Here is a 16,595-nt window from a genome sequence, read left to right on the forward strand (position 1 = left end):
CTCATGCCCAAAGTAGGCCTGATAAGCGAAGCGCCATCAGGCAACGGTCGGACGTGATTACACCGCCTGACCCTGATGCGCAAAGCGCGACGCCAGCGGCAGCCAGCAGAGGAAAATCAGCAGCCCCATCAGCGTCATCAGCAGCCCGATGCTGGCCTGACCGGTTTGCGGCATCATCGCCGACAGCCAGGCCAGCACGCCGGAGCCGATATTTTGCAGGCCGCCAACCAGCGCCCCGGCGGTACCGGCGAGGAACGGGAAGGGCTCCATTGCACCGCTGGTGGCCAGCGGGAACAGCATACCTGCGCCGAAGAAGAACAACGCGGCGGGCACCAGCAGCGTCCAGATATTCATCACACCTAATAGCCCCGGAATCCACATCATCAGACCCGCCAGCAGGCAGCTCACCACCGATTGCCACATCATGGTCGGGAAGCGTTTTTTCGGCCGTCCGGCAAACCAGGCGCCGAAGAATGCGGCCGGAATCGGCAGAATAAACAGGATACTGACCGTCATACTGCTCAAGCCCAGCACGCCGCCCATCAGCACGCCGGAGCTGGCTTCAAACACCGCAATACCGGCCAGGCCGCCAATCAGCATCAGCAGGTAGCAGTTAAAGCCGCTATTACCGAACAGCGTTTTGTAGTTGCTGATAAGCCGGGTTTTCGGTGCGCCGGTCGGGCGCGTTTCCGGCATCCAGCGCGCCATGCTGAAGGTGACACCTGCGCAGAGCACCAGCAGGAAACCATAGCAGGCGCGCCAGTTGATGAGTGTCTCCAGCACGCCGCCAATCAGCGGCGCCAGCAGCGGGCTCACCAGAATACCCATATTTAAAAGACTGTTGGCGTGGCGAAGCTGGCTGCCCTCGTACAGATCGCGCGGCAGCGTTCGCGCCATTACGCCGCCAACTCCGGTTCCCATACCCTGTAGGGCGCTGGCGGCAATCAGCACCGTCAGGCTATGGGTTGTCACGGCCACCAGAGTCGCCAGCATAAAAATCGACATCCCGGTGAGGATCACCGGGCGGCGGCCCACGCGGTCGGACAGCGGGCCGTAAAACAGCTGCGAAACGCCGTAGGTCAACAGATACGCGGCCATTACGCTCTGCACTGCGCCTTCGCGAACGTTCAGATCGCTCGCCATCTGGGCAATGGCGGGGATGTATATGGTTTGCGCCATCTGACCGACGGCCACAAGCAGCACCAGCATCACCAGGATGTTGACGTTTCTATCTCTTTTCATTTCGCTGATTACTTTATGGAAATTGAGTTTATAAGAATAAATATCCAGGCAAGATGCCAAATCGGAGAGGAATCTACCACACTGAGGTCGCAATTTAACCATGCGTCATGTAAATGAAATGTGTGATACAGGCAGGATTTATACACGTAAACGGCAACAATAGTTGCCAGTTTATCAGGACAGCCGCAGCAGGATGGCACCAGCGGCAATCCCGCAGGCGGCGACCATGCGCAGCCCGGCGACCCGCTCTTTGAGCAGCAGCCAGGCAATCAGCGCGCCGAACAAAATTGAGCTTTCACGTAGCGCGGCGACCACCGCTAGCGGGGCCTGGGTCATCGCCCACAGCGCCAGGCCGTAGGAGCCCATCGTTCCCATGCCGCCTAAAATGCCTTTTTTCCAGTGCGTTGCCAGATAGCGTGCGGCTTCACGGCGGCGGGCGATTGTTGCCCAGCACAGCAGGCTGGAACCGTTGAGGAAAAACGACCACAGCGTATAGCCCAGCGCGGTGCCGGAAAGCCGCACGCCGGTGCCGTCAATCAGGGTGTAGCTCGCAATGATACAGGCGTTGAGCAACGACAACACAATACCCGCCTGAGACCCCGAGCGGCCGTTGAAGGCCATCGCCAGAATGGCCGAACAGATGACCGCAATACCGCCCCAGGCCAACGGAGAAAGGTGGTCGCCAAGACACAGCACGCTGATGGTGGCCACCAGAAGCGGCGCGGTGCCGCGCATCAGCGGGTAGGTCTGGCTCATGTCGGCAATCTGATAGGTACGCGCGACCAGCACGGTGTAAATCACCTGCAAAACGGTAGAGGCGATCATAAACGGCACGCTGGCCGCCGAGGGCGTTGGGGCGAAGGGTAAAAGCAGCAGCGCGATAAGCGCAGCGGAGCCGGTGACGCCGATAGCCGAATAGAGTTTATCGTTTCCCGCCTTAACGATGGCGTTCCAGCTCGCGTGCAAAAGTGCGGCAAATAGCAAAATGCAGAAAACAGAGAGCGTCATGATAATACGTGGCCTGACAAGTTTTAACCAAAACGTAACACAGCCGATGGGCAACGAACAGGGCCAGAAATAGGGAAATGCCGGGACAGATTAGAGGATTCTTCTCCGTGTGGAAGTGTGATCGCTGCTGCATTTTTGTGCGGATGAAAATATTTCCATTGTCAGCCTGAAAAAGCTGTGTTTGTATGAATTCACTAAACGAATTGAGAGAAGACCCTTAATGACCCCATCAATGCTGACTTCGACCCTACTAAAAACCGCGCTACCAGCCGCGGTGGTCGTCGTGCGTGTGGTGGTGGTCGTCGGCAATGCGCCGTAGGGTCAGGAACACACACGATTCCAAACCCCGCCGGCGCAAACCGGGCGGGGTTTTTAGTTTCTAGCCCCCTCCGGATAGTCGGCCTAGTTGAAAGGACTGGAGCATGGCAATTTCGGGCACCACATCAAAGACCACGCGTTTTACCGGCGCGCAATTAATCGTTCATTTACTGGAACGCCAGGGTATTACCATGGTCACCGGCATTCCCGGCGGCACGGTTCTGCCGCTGTACGACGCCTTGAGCCAAAGCACCCAGATCCGTCATATTCTAGCGCGACACGAGCAGGGCGCAGGCTTTATTGCCCAGGGCATGGCGCGTACCCACGGCAAACCGGCGGTATGCATGGCCTGTAGCGGGCCGGGCGCGACCAACCTGGTCACCGCCATTGCCGATGCGCGTCTCGACTCCATCCCGCTGGTGTGTATCACCGGCCAGGTGGCCTCCTCGTTAATCGGTACCGACGCGTTTCAGGAAGTCGACACCTACGGCATCTCTATCCCCATCACTAAACACAACTACTTAGTCCGCAACATCAATGAATTACCGAAGGTTATTGCTGATGCTTTCCGGATTGCACAGTCTGGCCGCCCAGGCCCGGTGTGGATAGACATTCCTAAGGACGTTCAGACCGCGGAAATCGATATCAGCGAATTGCCAGAGCCCGGCGGCCGCGCGGCAACACCGGAATTCAGCGCAGAGAGCGTGAGCGAAGCGGCAGCGATGATCAACGCCGCACAGCGTCCGGTGCTCTATCTGGGCGGCGGCGTTATCAACGCGCCGGAACGCGTTCGCGAGCTGGCGGAAAAAGCCAACCTGCCCACCACCATGACCCTGATGGCGCTGGGCATGCTGCCAAAAGCCCACCCGCTGTCATTAGGTATGCTGGGAATGCACGGTGCGCGCAGTACTAACTTTATTCTGCAACAGTCTGATTTACTGGTTGTTTTAGGTGCGCGTTTTGATGACCGGGCGACGGGTAAAGTGGCTGAATTCTGCCCGAATGCGAAGATTATCCACGTTGATATCGACCGCGCCGAGCTGGGTAAAATCAAACAGGCGCACGTGGCGATTCAGGCCGACGTCGACGACGTACTGGCGCAGCTGCTGCCGCAAATTGACGCCCAGCCGCGCGCTGAATGGCGCGGCAAAGTGGCGGAATTGCAACAAGAGTTCCCGGGGGCGATTCCTCAAGCGGGCGACCCGCTCAGCCATTACGGCCTGATCAACGCCGTTGCCGCCTGCGTGGACGACAGCGCGATTATCACCACCGACGTGGGCCAGCATCAGATGTGGACGGCGCAGGCTTACCCGCTGAACCGTCCGCGCCAGTGGCTGACCTCCGGCGGCCTCGGCACCATGGGCTTTGGCCTGCCTGCGGCCATCGGCGCGGCGCTGGCGAACCCGGACAAAAAAGTGCTGTGCTTCTCCGGTGACGGCAGCCTGATGATGAACATTCAGGAGATGGCGACCGCGGCGGAAAATCAGCTGGATGTGAAAATCATCCTGATGAACAACCAGGCGCTGGGTCTGGTACACCAGCAGCAGAGCCTGTTCTACAAACAGGGCGTATTTGCCGCCACCTACCCAGGCATGATTAACTTTATGCAGATTGCCGCCGGTTTCGGTCTGGAAACTTGCGATTTGAACAATGAAGCAGACCCGCAGGCGGCGCTGCAGGCGATAATCAACCGTCCGGGCCCGGCGTTGATTCACGTGCGAATCGATGCAGAAGAAAAGGTGTATCCGATGGTGCCGCCGGGTGCGGCAAATAGCGAAATGGTGGGGGAATAAGCCATGCAAAAACAAACTCATGACAACGTGATCCTGGAACTCACCGTGCGCAACCACCCGGGCGTAATGACCCACGTCTGCGGGCTCTTTGCTCGCCGAGCGTTCAACGTCGAAGGCATCCTATGCCTACCGATTCACGGCAGCGACCATAGCCGCATCTGGCTGTTGGTGAACGACGATCAGCGCCTGGAGCAGATGATGAGCCAGATCGACAAGCTGGAAGATGTGGTGAAAGTGGCGCGAAATCAGTCCGACCCGTCGATGTTTAACAAAATCAGCGTCTTCTTCGAGTAATCCGCTCAAGGCTTGAACAGTCACGCGCTTATCGTTAAGGTAAGCGCTTTTGCCGGATGGCGGCGTAAACGCCTTATCCGGCCTACCACGGCTCCCGCCCGTAGGCCTGATAAGCGCAGCGCCATCAGGCATTTTCAAGCACCAGGACAACATCCATGATCACCATCGCCCTTATCGACGACCACACTATCGTCCGCTCCGGCTTTGCCCAACTGCTGGGGCTCGAAGCTGATTTGCAGGTCGTCGCCGAATTCGGTTCAGGGCGCGAGGCGCTGGCTGGGTTGCCGGGGCGCGGCGTGCAGGTGTGTATCTGTGATATCTCCATGCCGGATATCTCCGGTCTTGAACTGTTAAGCCAGTTGCCAAAAGGCATGGCGATTATCATGCTCTCCGTCCATGACAGCCCGGCGCTGGTGGAACAGGCGCTCAACGCCGGTGCACGCGGCTTCCTTTCCAAACGCTGTAGTCCGGATGAACTGATTGCCGCCGTGCATACTGTCGCAACCGGCGGCTGTTATTTGACGCCGGACATCGCCGTCAAGCTGGCGGCCGGGCGTCAGGACCCGCTGACCAAACGCGAACGCCAGGTGGCGGAAAAGCTGGCGCAGGGGATGGCGGTCAAAGAGATTGCCGCCGAACTGGGCCTGTCGCCGAAAACGGTACACGTCCACCGCGCGAACCTGATGGAAAAGCTGGGCGTCAGCAACGACGTTGAGCTGGCGCGCCGCATGTTTGATGGCTGGCAATGAACGCACTTTTCTCCCGGCTGATCACCGTTGTCGCCTGCTTTTTTATTTTCTCCGCCGCCTGGTTTTGCCTGTGGAGTATCAGCCTTCACCTGGTTGAGCGCCCGGAGCTGGCGGTACTGCTGTTCCCGTTTGGTCTCAGGCTAGGGCTGATGCTGCAATGTCCGCGCGGCTACTGGCCGGTGCTGGTGGGCGCTGAGTGGCTGCTGGTCTACTGGCTGGCGCAGGAGGTGGCGCTGGCGCATCTGCCTATTTTGATGATCGGTAGCTTCCTCACGCTGCTGCCGGTGACGCTGATCTCGCGCTACCGCCATCAACGCGATTGGCGAACATTGTTGTTACAGGGCGCGGCGCTCACGGCGGCAGCGCTGCTGCAATCGCTGCCCTGGCTGGGGCAAGGGGAAACCGCATGGACCGCGCTGCTGCTGACCCTCACCGGCGGGCTGACGCTGGCCCCTATCTGCCTCGTGTTCTGGCACTACCTCACCAGCACCACCTGGCTGCCGCTTGGCCCGGCGCTGGTGTCGCAGCCGGTGAACTGGCGCGGGCGGCATCTGGTCTGGTATCTGCTGCTGTTTACCGTCAGCCTGTGGCTACAGCTCGGTTTGCCCGCAGAACTCTCGCGCTTTACCCCGTTTTGTCTCGCGTTACCGATTATCGCGCTGGCCTGGCACTACGGCTGGCAGGGGGCGCTGATCGCCACCCTGATGAACGCGATTGCCCTGATTGCCAGCCAGACCTGGCACGATCACCCCGTTGATTTACTGCTCTCGTTGCTGGCGCAAAGCCTGACCGGGCTGCTGCTCGGCGCGGGCATCCAGCGACTGCGCGAGCTAAACCAGTCGCTGCAAAACGAACTGGCGCGCAACCACCGGCTGGCGGAACGCCTGCTGGAAACCGAAGAGAGCGTGCGGCGCGACGTGGCGCGCGAGCTGCATGACGATATCGGCCAGACCATCACCGCCATTCGCACCCAGGCGGGCATCGTCCAGCGGTTGGCGCCTGAAAACGCGGGTGTGAAGCAGAGCGGGGCGCATATTGAGCAGCTGTCGCTGGGCGTTTACGACGCCGTACGCCGCCTGCTGGGTCGGCTGCGCCCGCGCCAGCTCGATGACCTCTCGCTGGAACAGGCCATTCGCTCGCTGATGCGCGAAATGGAGCTGGAAAGCCGGGGCATCGTCAGCCACCTCGACTGGCGAATTGATGAATCAACGCTGAGCGAAAGCCAGCGGGTAACGCTGTTCCGCGTCTGCCAGGAAGGGCTCAACAACATTGTGAAGCACGCGAACGCCAGCGCGGTGACGCTACAGGGCTGGCAGCAGGATGAACGGCTGATGCTGGTGATGGAAGATGACGGCAGCGGCCTGCCGCCGGGGTCGAATCAACAGGGCTTTGGCCTCACCGGCATGCGCGAACGCGTGACCGCGCTCGGCGGCTCGCTCACGATTTCCTGCATGCACGGCACGCGGGTCAGCGTCTCTTTGCCTCTGCGCTACGTGTAAGGAACGGCAATGTTTCAATTTCTCAAGGCGCCGGCTAATGCCCCGCGCATCACCGACAAGCAGGAAGTGGATGCCCAGTACCGCTACTGGCGGCGGCATATCCTGCTGACCATCTGGCTTGGCTACGCGCTGTTTTACTTCACCCGTAAAAGCTTCAACGCCGCGGTGCCGGAAATTCTCACCACCGGCGTGCTGACCCGCAGCGATATTGGCCTGCTGGCGACGCTGTTTTACATCACCTACGGGCTGTCGAAGTTTATCTCCGGCATCGTTAGCGACCGCTCTAACGCCCGCTATTTTATGGGGATCGGGCTGATTGCCACCGGGGTGGTCAATATTCTGTTCGGCTTCTCCACTTCGTTGTGGGCCTTCGCCCTGCTGTGGGCGCTGAACGCCTTCTTCCAGGGCTGGGGCGCGCCGGTCTGCGCCCGCTTGCTCACCGCCTGGTACTCGCGCAACGAGCGCGGCGGCTGGTGGGCCATCTGGAATACCGCGCACAACGTCGGCGGGGCGCTGATCCCTATCGTGATGGGCGCGGCGGCGCTGCACTACGGCTGGCGTGCGGGGATGACCATCGCGGGAACCATGGCGATTGTGGTCGGCCTGTTCCTCTGCTGGCGACTGCGCGATCGTCCGCAGGCCATTGGTCTGCCGCCGATTGGCGACTGGCGGCACGACGAACTGGAGATAGCCCAACAGCAGGAAGGGGCCGGGCTGACGCGCAAAGAGATCTTCACCCGCTACGTGCTGCTCAACCCCTACATCTGGCTGCTGTCGCTGTGCTATGTGCTGGTGTACGTGGTGCGCGCGGCGATCAACGATTGGGGCAATTTATACATGTCCGAGACGCTGGGCGTCGATTTGGTGACGGCGAATACCGCAGTGACCATGTTTGAGCTAGGCGGTTTCATCGGCGCGCTGGTGGCGGGCTGGGGCTCGGACAAACTGTTTAATGGTAACCGTGGGCCGATGAACCTGATCTTCGCCGCCGGGATTTTGCTCTCGGTGGGCTCGCTGTGGCTGATGCCGTTTGCCAGCTACGTCATGCAGGCGGCGTGCTTCTTCACCACCGGCTTCTTCGTCTTCGGCCCGCAGATGCTGATCGGTATGGCGGCGGCGGAGTGCTCGCACAAAGAGGCGGCGGGTGCGGCCACCGGTTTCGTCGGGCTGTTTGCCTACCTTGGCGCGTCGCTTTCCGGCTGGCCGCTGGCGAAGGTGATGGAAGTGTGGCACTGGACGGGCTTTTTCGTGGTGATTGCCATTGCGGCGGGCATCTCCGCGCTGCTGCTGCTGCCGTTCTTAAACGCCCAGGCGCCGCGAGAAGCGTGACCCGCTTCACTTTTCTAAGACGAATGACCTAAAACTAGGAAATTTTCCCGGTTTCACCTGGACGCTGTCTCAGGCCAGCCGCGCCGCTGATTTTTACAATACCGGCTATCACGCAGGTATATAAAAATCAGGAGATACCCATGCTGGCCTTCTTAAACCAGGTGCGCAAGCCGATCCTGGATCTGCCGCTCGATGTGCGGCGCAAAATGTGGTTCAAACCGTTCATGCAGTCCTATCTGGTGGTCTTTATCGGCTACCTGACGATGTATCTGATTCGTAAGAACTTTAACATCGCGCAGAACGACATGATCTCCACCTACGGGCTGAGCATGACCCAGCTCGGTATGATTGGTCTCGGCTTCTCCATCACCTACGGCGTGGGTAAAACGCTGGTCTCCTACTATGCCGACGGTAAGAACACCAAGCAGTTCCTGCCGTTTATGCTGATTCTCTCCGCCATTTGTATGCTCGGCTTCAGCGCCAGTATGGGCGCGGGTTCGACCAGCCTGTTCCTGATGATTGCCTTCTACGCGCTGAGCGGTTTCTTCCAGAGTACCGGTGGCTCGTGTAGCTATTCGACCATCACCAAATGGACGCCGCGTCGCAAGCGCGGTTCTTACCTCGGCATGTGGAACATCTCCCACAACCTCGGCGGCGCGGGTGCGGCAGGCGTGGCGCTGTTTGGCGCCAACTACCTGTTCGACGGTCACGTCATCGGCATGTTTATCTTCCCGTCGATTATTGCGCTGGTAGTGGGCTTTATCGGCCTGCGCTACGGTAGCGACTCCCCGGAATCTTACGGCCTCGGCAAAGCGGAAGAGCTGTTCGGTGAAGAGATCAGCGAAGAGGACAAAGAGACTGAAGAAAACGAGATGACCAAATGGCAGATCTTTGTTGAGTACGTGCTGAAAAACAAAGTGATTTGGTTGTTATGTTTCTCGAACATCTTCCTGTACGTGGTGCGTATCGGTATTGACCAGTGGTCCACCGTCTACGCCTTCCAGGAGCTGAAGCTCTCCAAAGAAGTGGCGATTCAGGGCTTTACTCTGTTTGAAGTCGGCGCGCTGGTGGGCACCCTGCTGTGGGGCTGGCTCTCCGATCTGGCCAACGGTCGTCGTGCGCTGGTGGCCTGCGTGGCGCTGGCATTGATCATTGCCACGCTGGGCGTTTACCAGCACGCCAGCAATCAGTATGTCTATCTGGCGTCGTTGTTTGCCCTCGGCTTCCTGGTCTTCGGCCCGCAGCTGTTGATTGGCGTGGCAGCGGTTGGCTTCGTTCCTAAAAAAGCGATCGGCGCGGCCGATGGCATCAAAGGCACCTTCGCCTACCTGATTGGCGACAGCTTTGCCAAGCTGGGTCTGGGGATGATTGCCGACGGTACGCCAATCTTCGGCCTCACCGGCTGGGCGGGCACCTTCGCCGCGCTGGATACCGCCGCTATCGGCTGTATCTGCCTGATGGCCATCGTCGCGGTATTTGAAGAACGTAAAATTCGCCGTGAGAAGAAGATTCAGCAGTTAAAAATGGCGTAAGTGTGTTTGGTCACTTCTTTGCCCGGTTCTGCACCGGGCTTTTTTATGCCTGCTGGCTGGTCTCATGCAGCAATTCACGCAGCCACTGCTGCGCCGGGTCGCGATGTGTACGCTCGTGCCAGGCCATGCTTTTGGTAAAGCCGTGAATCGCCACCGGCGGCTCCTGCACGCAGATTGACGCGCGCGCGCTGGCAAGACGGCTCGGCACGACGGCAATCATTTCGCTGACGGCCAGCACTTCCGGCAGCACCAGGAAGCTGCTTACCGACAGCCCAATCCGCCGCTGACGGCCCACTTTCGCCAGCGCGTCGTCGGTTACGCCCCAGAAACTCTCGCCTTCGTAAGAGACCAGAATATGTTCCAGCGCGCAGAAGCGGTCGAGGCTTAACGGCTGCTGTGCATCGGGGTGGTCGGCGCGGAGCATACAGACATAGCGTTCATCATACAGCGTACGGCTGTGCAGATCGCCCGGCGTGGTGCTGGGGGTCAGCAGCGCGAGGTCGATTTTCCCCTGCTCAAACTGTGCGGTCAGCCGCTCCGGCTCAACCGGAATGACCCGCACACGAATCCCCGGCGCGCGGACTTTCAACGCGGCGATAAATGGCACGACTACCGCTTTCAGCGCGTAATCGGTGGCGGCGAGGGTAAAGGTGAAGCTGGCGGTCAGCGGATCGAAGCGGGCTGGCTGTAACAGCGTGTCGATATCACGAAGAATTTGCTTTACCGCGGGCGCTAGCTGCTGGGCGCGCAGCGTGGGCACCATACCGTGCGGGGCGCGGATAAACAGCGGATCGTTAAAGTTATCCCGCAGCCGGGTCAACATACCGCTGACGGCGGGCTGGGTGAGCGACAGCCTTGTCGCCGCGCGGGTCACGCTGCGTTCATCCAGCAGCGCATCCAGCGTTTTCAGCAGGTTGAGGTCAAGCGTTCTGAGATCCGGTTTCATCGGCGGCTTCCTTCAGGGAGGTAACGCACATTATGGCATGTTCGAATATCGACAGGGCGTGAAATCCCATTATTATGTCGGGGTTTAGCTAAGTGAGAGCGTGCATGATCTGGTTAATTCTGGCCACCCTGGCGGTGGTATTTGTTGTCGGATTTCGGATCCTGACCTCCAGTTCACGACGGGCCATCCGCCGTCTGAGTGAGCGACTGGCGATCACGCCAGAGCCGGTCGAATCGATGATCGACCAGCTAGGGAAAGCTCAGGGCGAAGAGTTTTTACGTTATCTGGAGCGCCCGAACGAAGCCCATTTGCAGAATGCGGCGCAGATGCTGCTGATCTGGCAGGTGTGCATCGTTGACGGCAGCGAAGCCAATATGCAGGGATGGCACCGTCGGCTGCAAAAGGCCCGCCTGGCCGCGCCGATCACCGATGCCCAGATACGGCTGGCGCTGAGCTTTTTACGCGAGCTGGAGCCGGATATGAGCGAGCTGAATGCCTTCCAGTGTCGCTACAACGCCCTGTTCCACGATGAAAACGGCGTCCACTGGCTGCATTGATATCATTTGATGTGATGTTGTTTATCAATATTGATGATTATATTTATATCACTCGTGGGCGCATGATGAACCTCGTCAACACACTTACTCACGAGGTTCATCATGAAGCAGTCAATGCAGCAAAGCGCAATCGTCTGGCCGGAAGGCTACCTGCCGGGCACCACCGACAACTTCGCCTCTAACGAAATTATCGTCAGCGGGCTGAGCGCAAAAGACATTTGGGCACAGCTCGATAACACCACCCTGTGGCCAACCTACTACAGCAACGTCGCGGATATCCATTTTTACGACAACAACGGCCCGATGCTGAGCGCCAATGCTCGCTTCCGCTTCTCTACCTTCGGTTTCCCGATTGAAGCGCAGATTACCGAATACGTGCCGCCGGCCGACGGTCAGGCCGCACGCATTGCCTGGCACGGCTGGGCAGAAGGCGATGCCACCACCCGCCTGGATGTCATTCACGCCTGGCTGTTCGAAGATTTACCGGGTAACCGCGTGCGTATTCTGACCCAGGAGTCACAGATTGGCGTCCCGGCGCAGGAGCTGGCGCGCACCGTGCCAAACCCGATGATTAACGGCCACCAGGAGTGGATCACCGGGCTGGTGAAATCCGCACGCGGCGAGTGAGTTTTGCAGGATGGCGCAGCTGCCATCCGGCAAACCATACGGAAAATAATCATATTGGCGATGAGGGAGCGTGTTATTCCCCGGGATAAAATCGGGTTAAATGAAAAGAAATTCTATAAAGAGATGATTAAACTTGCTGATTCCGAGCACCGTAAGCACCTTAAAAAATAAGGAATGATGATGGCGACCCTTAAAGAGTTAATGGCTAAACAGAGCTCGGAAAGTCAGAAACGTATTGCTGAGAAGGTTGAAGAGATGCGTCAGACGACAGTCAGCGAAGCGTCGGCCAAACAGTTATCAAAACGTTAAATGCGTCACACTTTAAATGCTACACTGCGTGACCTTTTCGCAAAGACCCTCCGCAGGTAACAAAATGAGTGCACATATCGAAGAAAAAAACCGCGCCGACGTCGTTGCGCGGCCCAACTGGTCGGCGGTTTTTGCCGTGGCGTTTTGCGTCGCCTGCCTGATTACCGTTGAATTTTTGCCGGTCAGCCTGCTGACGCCGATGGCGCAGGATTTGGGTATTTCCGAGGGCGTTGCCGGGCAGTCGGTGACTGTGACGGCGTTTGTCGCCATGTTCTCCAGCCTGTTCATTACCCAGGCCATTGGCGCCACCAATCGCCGCTATGTGGTGATTTTGTTCTCCGTTTTGCTGACGCTCTCTTGCCTGCTGGTGTCGTTCTCCAGCTCCTTCACGCTGCTACTGCTTGGCCGCGCCTGTCTGGGGCTGGCGCTCGGCGGGTTTTGGGCGATGTCGGCATCGTTGACGATGCGGCTGGTGCCGGCGCGTACGGTGCCAAAAGCGCTGTCGGTGATCTTTGGTGCGGTGTCCATCGCGCTGGTGATTGCTGCGCCGCTGGGCAGTTTTTTGGGCGGCATTATCGGCTGGCGTAACGTTTTTAACGGCGCAGCGGTGATGGGCGTGCTGTGTACGTTTTGGGTGCTGAAAGCATTGCCTTCTCTGCCGGGTGAACCGGCGCACCACAAGCAAAACATGTTTAGCCTGCTGCAACGTCCCGGCGTGATGGCCGGGATGATTGCTATCTTTATGTCCTTTGCCGGACAGTTCGCCTTCTTCACTTATATTCGCCCGGTGTATATGAATCTGGCGGGTTTTGACGTTGACGGCCTGACGCTGGTGCTGCTGAGCTTCGGTATCGCCAGCTTTGTCGGTACCTCGTTCTCGTCGGTGATTCTCAAGCGCTCGGTCAAACTGGCGCTGGCCGGTGCGCCGCTGGTACTGGCGATCAGCGCGCTGGTGCTTACGTTATGGGGCAGTGAGAAAGTGGTCGCCGCAGGCATTGCGATTATCTGGGGGCTGGTGTTCGCGCTGGTGCCGGTAGGCTGGTCGACGTGGATCACGCGCTCATTGGCCGATCAGGCGGAAAAAGCCGGTTCCATTCAGGTGGCGGTGATTCAGCTGGCGAATACCTGTGGGGCGGCGGTGGGTGGCCTGGCGCTGGACCATTTAGGGCTGACGTCGCCGTTGATGCTTTCCGGCGTATTGATGTTGCTGACGGCCCTGCTGGTCACCGCAAAGGTCAGAATTCGCTGATGGTGTTGCCGGATGGCGGCGTAAACGCCTTATCCGGCCTACGTGCTGTAAACCTGTAGGCCGGGCAAGCGCAGCGCCCCCGGCAATGCGCCGGATGGCGGCGTAAACGCCTTATCCGGCCTACGTGCAGTGAACCTGTAGGCCGGGCAAGCGCAGCGCCCCCGGCAATGCGCCGGATGGCGGCGTAAACGCCTTATCCGGCCTACGAGCTGTGAACCTGTAGGCCGGGCAAGCGCAGCGCCCCCGGCTATGTCGTTACGGGCGTTCGCCCTTCGCCAGACGCGCGTTGATATCGGCAATTACCCCCGGCAGTTCCACCAGCGAATCCACTACATAGTGCGCCCCGGCGGCATACAGTTTGCTGGCCGCCAGTTCGCGGCGGCTGGCAATCTCTTCTGGCGACATCGCCTGATACGCCTCCCAGGTGGCACCAAATTCATTACCCGATACCGCCAGACCCACCGTCCACATCCCGGCGTTAAGCCCTTCGGTAATACCCGGCGCAGCGTCATCGACCTTCACACAGTGGGCAACGGCATCAATCCCCAGGGTAATCACGTTTTGCAGCGCCATCCACGGCCCTGGGCGCCCACCCGCCGCAAGGTCATCCGTCGCCACCCAGTGATCGGGGCGATAGCCGTGCCCGGCGGCGGCGGGGACCAGCCGCTCCATCACCGCGCGCGGGTAGCCGGAGCAGGAACCAATTTTAATCCCCTCTGCACGAAGCGCGGCGATCGTATCGATAACCCCGGCAATTGGTGCGGAAAAATCGACAACTTTGGCAATTTGTAGCGGCATAAAGGCGGCGTAAATGGCATCAATATCTGCCGCCGTCATCGCGCGGCCAAATTTCGCCTGCCAGCGCGCGTCCACCGTCGGTAATTTGCCTAGCGCTTCAATATGTTGCCACTTTCCCAGCCCCATCGGCACCCGGGCCTCAGCGAGCGTGATCTCGACATCAAACGCCTGATGAAAAGCTTCGACAAAAATCTGCGTCGGCGCGAAGGAACCGAAATCGACGGTGGTGCCCGCCCAATCGAGAATAACAGCGTTAATACGATTCATGATGGCTCCTTATTTCGTCCAGTACATGGCATTACGAATGGCGGTAAGCAGGGCGGAAATATCGGCATCGTACACCTCGCCAATGTTGCCGATACGGAAGCAGTCGCTCTGTGACACCTTGCCGGGATAGATAACAAACCCCTGATCTTTCAGTCGGCTATAAAATTCTTTAAAGCGGTACTGTGGGTTCTCGGGTGAATAGAACGCGGTGATGATCGGCGAATGCAGCGCATCGTCCAGCAGGGTGGTAAAGCCCAATTCCCGCATACCGGCAACCAGGCGGTGCTGGTTTTGCTGATAGCGCTGAAAACGCGCCGCCACGCCGCCTTCTTCCGCCAGCTCCTTCAGCGCCTGGGCAAAAGCCAGTACAGTATGGGTGGGCGAGGTAAAACGCCACTTGCCGTGGTTATCTTCCATGCAGCGCCACTGGGCGTAGAGGTCCAGCGACAGCGAGCGGGAGCGGCCTTTGCAGGCGGCAAGTTTTTCCGCGCGGGCAATCACGAAGGCAAAGCCCGGTACGCCCTGAATACATTTATTGGCGGAGCTGATCAAAAAATCGATATGCAGTTCAGCGATATCCATGGGAATGCCGCCAAAGCTGCTCATGGCATCAACGATATAGGTTTTGCCGTATTGCTGCGCCAGCGCACCGACTTCCGCAATCGGGTTGAGCATGCCGGTGGTGGTTTCGATGTGTACCATTGCGATATGGGTGATCGCCGGGTCAGCATTGAGGATCGCGTCGATCGCCTGCGCATCCGGGCGGGCGACTTCACCGCAGTCATAGGCATGGTGAGCGATGCCCATCAGGTTTGCCATTTCTACCATCCGCGCGCCGTAGGCACCGTTGCTGACAATCAGCACCTTGTCCTTTGAGCTCAGCGCGCTGCCCAAAACCGCTTCGACGGCATAGCTGCCGCTGCCTTGCAGTAATACGGAAGTGTAGCCTTCAGACGCTGTTGCCAGCGCGGTCAGCTGCTGGCGGATCTGCTCCACCACGCCGATATTGTAGTCATCATCCCAGGTACAGCTATCGAACAGCATCGCTTCTTTCACGGTGCGTGAGGTGGTCAATGGGCCAGGAGTCAGCAGCAGATAGTTACGCGAAGTCATGTTATTTACCTTTGGTCTATACCAGATTTGTTATTATCATGACGATCTTCCTTGCGATGGGTCAAAGGAAAAATCGTGTTGCAACAAAAAATTCATCTGCGTCTGTATAATGGCGGCAACAAAATTGGAAACGAGCAAGCATGAAATCTCTCCCCGGCGATCTCCCGCAGTACCAGCTCATCAAGGCGCAGCTTCAGGCACGCATTCAGAGCGGCGCGCTGAAAAGCGGCGATAAGCTGCCGTCTGAACGTGAACTGTGCGCGATCTTTAACACCACGCGCATTACCCTTCGCGAAAGCCTGGCGCAGCTAGAGGCCAGCGGGCTTATCTGGCGCGCCGATCGCCGCGGCTGGTTCGTGACGCCCGAACGTCTGTGGCTTGATCCGACTCAGAACACCAACTTCCATAAGCTGTGCCGCGAGCAGGGGCGGGAGCCAAAAACGGCGCTGCTGAGCGGCGCGTTAACCACCGTGCCGGTAGAGGCAATGGAGCCGCTTCAGCTCCAGCCGTTCGATCAAATTTATCTGTTGACCCGCCTGCGTTCTGCTGACGGTCGTGCGGTTTGCTATTGCGAAAACCATTGCCTGCCGGCCCGGGTACCGGAGCTATTGCAGTACGATCTCAACGGCAGCCTGACCGAGGTATACGAGTCACACTACAACCTTGTCTATACCAGTATGCATCTGTCGTTCTATCCCACCGCGATGCCCGCGCAGGCCGCGCAGGCGCTGGGGGTGATGGAAGGGCGCCCGGCGCTGCTGCTGCGCCGCCTGAACTACGATCAGTACGGTCGTGTGCTCGATCTGGATATCGAATACTGGCGCCATGACAGCCTGCGCATTGAGGTCGATACGCACTAGCGCCATCCGGCATTTCACAGATTTATGCCGTCATTCATCGTTTTGTCACATTAGCCGTTTAGCGTAAAAAGCAAATCTGGTATAGGCCAGAAAAATGCAACGAAC

16 protein-coding genes and 2 pseudogenes are annotated in these 16,595 nt (G+C 58.7%); 12 read left to right on the top strand and 6 right to left on the bottom strand.

Features of this window, described 5'->3' with window-relative positions; all coding sequences use genetic code 11:
- Positions 1-57: 57 nt before the first annotated feature.
- Together emrD and H7R76_RS00140 are read right to left on the bottom strand one after the other, a co-directional pair.
- Positions 58-1,242: a multidrug efflux MFS transporter EmrD gene (gene emrD, locus H7R76_RS00135; protein ID WP_106925173.1), complete on the bottom strand. Its 1,185-nt coding sequence runs from the start codon at positions 1,240-1,242 to the stop codon at positions 58-60.
- A 174-nt stretch (positions 1,243-1,416) separates the two neighbouring features.
- Positions 1,417-2,250: an EamA family transporter gene (locus H7R76_RS00140; protein ID WP_182929762.1), complete on the bottom strand. Its 834-nt coding sequence runs from the start codon at positions 2,248-2,250 to the stop codon at positions 1,417-1,419.
- Positions 2,251-2,470: 220 nt separating this feature from the next.
- Here H7R76_RS00140 and ivbL point away from each other — a divergent pair, with 220 nt between their 5' ends.
- From ivbL to ilvN, 3 genes are all read left to right on the top strand, one after another.
- A complete protein-coding gene (gene ivbL, locus H7R76_RS00145; RefSeq protein WP_072011409.1) occupies positions 2,471-2,569 on the top strand; it encodes an ilvB operon leader peptide IvbL in 99 nt (32 codons plus the stop codon).
- Positions 2,570-2,672: 103 nt separating this feature from the next.
- Positions 2,673-4,361 carry an acetolactate synthase large subunit gene (gene ilvB / locus H7R76_RS00150; protein WP_182966652.1) on the top strand — a complete coding sequence of 563 codons (1,689 nt, stop codon included), beginning with the start codon at positions 2,673-2,675 and terminating at the stop codon, positions 4,359-4,361.
- A 3-nt stretch (positions 4,362-4,364) separates the two neighbouring features.
- The gene (gene ilvN, locus H7R76_RS00155) at positions 4,365-4,655 is read left to right on the top strand and encodes an acetolactate synthase small subunit (RefSeq protein WP_065357373.1); all 291 of its coding nucleotides are present in this window, start codon (positions 4,365-4,367) and stop codon (positions 4,653-4,655) included.
- A gap of 36 nt (positions 4,656-4,691) precedes the next feature.
- Here ilvN and H7R76_RS25200 read toward each other — a convergent pair.
- Positions 4,692-4,787, bottom strand: a pseudogene (locus H7R76_RS25200) (hypothetical protein); the annotation flags it as partial.
- 23 nt (positions 4,788-4,810) lie between these two features.
- Here H7R76_RS25200 and uhpA point away from each other — a divergent pair.
- The 4 genes from uhpA (at position 4,811) to uhpT (ending at position 9,764) form a co-directional block, all read left to right on the top strand.
- Positions 4,811-5,404 carry a response regulator transcription factor UhpA gene (uhpA, locus tag H7R76_RS00160; RefSeq protein ID WP_106924827.1) on the top strand — a complete coding sequence of 198 codons (594 nt, stop codon included), beginning with the start codon at positions 4,811-4,813 and terminating at the stop codon, positions 5,402-5,404.
- On the top strand, positions 5,401-6,903 hold the full coding sequence (gene uhpB / locus H7R76_RS00165; protein ID WP_182929763.1) for a signal transduction histidine-protein kinase/phosphatase UhpB: 1,503 nt from the start codon (positions 5,401-5,403) through the stop codon (positions 6,901-6,903). Before uhpA ends, uhpB begins: the two co-directional genes overlap by 4 nt.
- A gap of 9 nt (positions 6,904-6,912) precedes the next feature.
- Positions 6,913-8,232: an MFS transporter gene (locus H7R76_RS00170; RefSeq protein ID WP_106924829.1), complete on the top strand. Its 1,320-nt coding sequence runs from the start codon at positions 6,913-6,915 to the stop codon at positions 8,230-8,232.
- A gap of 140 nt (positions 8,233-8,372) precedes the next feature.
- Positions 8,373-9,764 (top strand): hexose-6-phosphate:phosphate antiporter UhpT, encoded by a 1,392-nt coding sequence (gene uhpT / locus H7R76_RS00175; RefSeq protein ID WP_182966654.1) that lies wholly within the window; start codon positions 8,373-8,375, stop codon positions 9,762-9,764.
- Positions 9,765-9,807: 43 nt separating this feature from the next.
- Here the strand turns inward: uhpT and H7R76_RS00180 are convergent, their stop codons facing one another.
- On the bottom strand, positions 9,808-10,710 hold the full coding sequence (locus tag H7R76_RS00180; protein WP_182966656.1) for a LysR family transcriptional regulator: 903 nt from the start codon (positions 10,708-10,710) through the stop codon (positions 9,808-9,810).
- Between the two features lie 104 nt (positions 10,711-10,814).
- Here H7R76_RS00180 and H7R76_RS00185 point away from each other — a divergent pair, with 104 nt between their 5' ends.
- The 4 genes and pseudogenes from H7R76_RS00185 to nepI all read left to right on the top strand — a co-directional run bounded on the left by H7R76_RS00185 (position 10,815) and on the right by nepI (position 13,452).
- Positions 10,815-11,267 carry a DUF1198 domain-containing protein gene (locus H7R76_RS00185; RefSeq protein WP_106924832.1) on the top strand — a complete coding sequence of 151 codons (453 nt, stop codon included), beginning with the start codon at positions 10,815-10,817 and terminating at the stop codon, positions 11,265-11,267.
- Positions 11,268-11,381: 114 nt separating this feature from the next.
- A complete protein-coding gene (locus H7R76_RS00190) occupies positions 11,382-11,894 on the top strand; it encodes an SRPBCC family protein (RefSeq protein ID WP_182967884.1) in 513 nt (170 codons plus the stop codon).
- Positions 11,895-11,978: 84 nt separating this feature from the next.
- Positions 11,979-12,065: pseudogene (locus tag H7R76_RS24805) on the top strand (type II toxin-antitoxin system RelE/ParE family toxin); the annotation flags it as partial.
- A 202-nt stretch (positions 12,066-12,267) separates the two neighbouring features.
- Entirely contained in the window at positions 12,268-13,452 is a 1,185-nt protein-coding gene (gene nepI, locus H7R76_RS00200; RefSeq protein WP_182966658.1) for a purine ribonucleoside efflux pump NepI, read from the top strand.
- Between the two features lie 255 nt (positions 13,453-13,707).
- Here nepI and phnX read toward each other — a convergent pair whose 3' ends face one another.
- Both phnX and phnW read right to left on the bottom strand, forming a co-directional pair.
- Positions 13,708-14,517, bottom strand: a complete 810-nt coding sequence (phnX, locus tag H7R76_RS00205; RefSeq protein ID WP_182966660.1) for a phosphonoacetaldehyde hydrolase — start codon at positions 14,515-14,517, stop codon at positions 13,708-13,710.
- A 9-nt stretch (positions 14,518-14,526) separates the two neighbouring features.
- Positions 14,527-15,630, bottom strand: a complete 1,104-nt coding sequence (phnW, locus tag H7R76_RS00210) for a 2-aminoethylphosphonate--pyruvate transaminase (RefSeq protein WP_182966662.1) — start codon at positions 15,628-15,630, stop codon at positions 14,527-14,529.
- 140 nt (positions 15,631-15,770) lie between these two features.
- Between phnW and phnR the strand changes: the two genes are divergently transcribed.
- Positions 15,771-16,490, top strand: coding sequence for a phosphonate utilization transcriptional regulator PhnR (phnR, locus tag H7R76_RS00215; protein WP_106924837.1), 720 nt, complete (start codon positions 15,771-15,773; stop codon positions 16,488-16,490).
- Positions 16,491-16,595 lie beyond the last annotated feature (105 nt).

It is taken from the genome of Klebsiella sp. WP8-S18-ESBL-06, from assembly GCF_014169755.1.
Taxonomy (GTDB): Bacteria; Pseudomonadota; Gammaproteobacteria; order Enterobacterales; family Enterobacteriaceae; genus Kluyvera; species Kluyvera ascorbata_B.

Excerpts from the sequence above, each read along its gene's own strand:
- ivbL (WP_072011409.1), top strand. The coding sequence starts at position 2,471 with ATGACCCCATCAATGCTGACTTCGACCCTACTAAAAACCGCGCTACCA.
- H7R76_RS00170 (WP_106924829.1), top strand. The coding sequence starts at position 6,913 with ATGTTTCAATTTCTCAAGGCGCCGGCTAATGCCCCGCGCATCACCGAC.
- H7R76_RS00140 (WP_182929762.1), bottom strand. The coding sequence starts at position 2,250 with ATGACGCTCTCTGTTTTCTGCATTTTGCTATTTGCCGCACTTTTGCAC.
- phnW (WP_182966662.1), bottom strand. The coding sequence starts at position 15,630 with ATGACTTCGCGTAACTATCTGCTGCTGACTCCTGGCCCATTGACCACC.
- ilvN (WP_065357373.1), top strand. The coding sequence starts at position 4,365 with ATGCAAAAACAAACTCATGACAACGTGATCCTGGAACTCACCGTGCGC.
- uhpA (WP_106924827.1), top strand. The coding sequence starts at position 4,811 with ATGATCACCATCGCCCTTATCGACGACCACACTATCGTCCGCTCCGGC.
- H7R76_RS00180 (WP_182966656.1), bottom strand. The coding sequence starts at position 10,710 with ATGAAACCGGATCTCAGAACGCTTGACCTCAACCTGCTGAAAACGCTG.
- uhpT (WP_182966654.1), top strand. The coding sequence starts at position 8,373 with ATGCTGGCCTTCTTAAACCAGGTGCGCAAGCCGATCCTGGATCTGCCG.
- nepI (WP_182966658.1), top strand. The coding sequence starts at position 12,268 with ATGAGTGCACATATCGAAGAAAAAAACCGCGCCGACGTCGTTGCGCGG.
- phnR (WP_106924837.1), top strand. The coding sequence starts at position 15,771 with ATGAAATCTCTCCCCGGCGATCTCCCGCAGTACCAGCTCATCAAGGCG.
- emrD (WP_106925173.1), bottom strand. The coding sequence starts at position 1,242 with ATGAAAAGAGATAGAAACGTCAACATCCTGGTGATGCTGGTGCTGCTT.
- H7R76_RS00190 (WP_182967884.1), top strand. The coding sequence starts at position 11,382 with ATGCAGCAAAGCGCAATCGTCTGGCCGGAAGGCTACCTGCCGGGCACC.
- ilvB (WP_182966652.1), top strand. The coding sequence starts at position 2,673 with ATGGCAATTTCGGGCACCACATCAAAGACCACGCGTTTTACCGGCGCG.
- uhpB (WP_182929763.1), top strand. The coding sequence starts at position 5,401 with ATGAACGCACTTTTCTCCCGGCTGATCACCGTTGTCGCCTGCTTTTTT.
- phnX (WP_182966660.1), bottom strand. The coding sequence starts at position 14,517 with ATGAATCGTATTAACGCTGTTATTCTCGATTGGGCGGGCACCACCGTC.
- H7R76_RS00185 (WP_106924832.1), top strand. The coding sequence starts at position 10,815 with ATGATCTGGTTAATTCTGGCCACCCTGGCGGTGGTATTTGTTGTCGGA.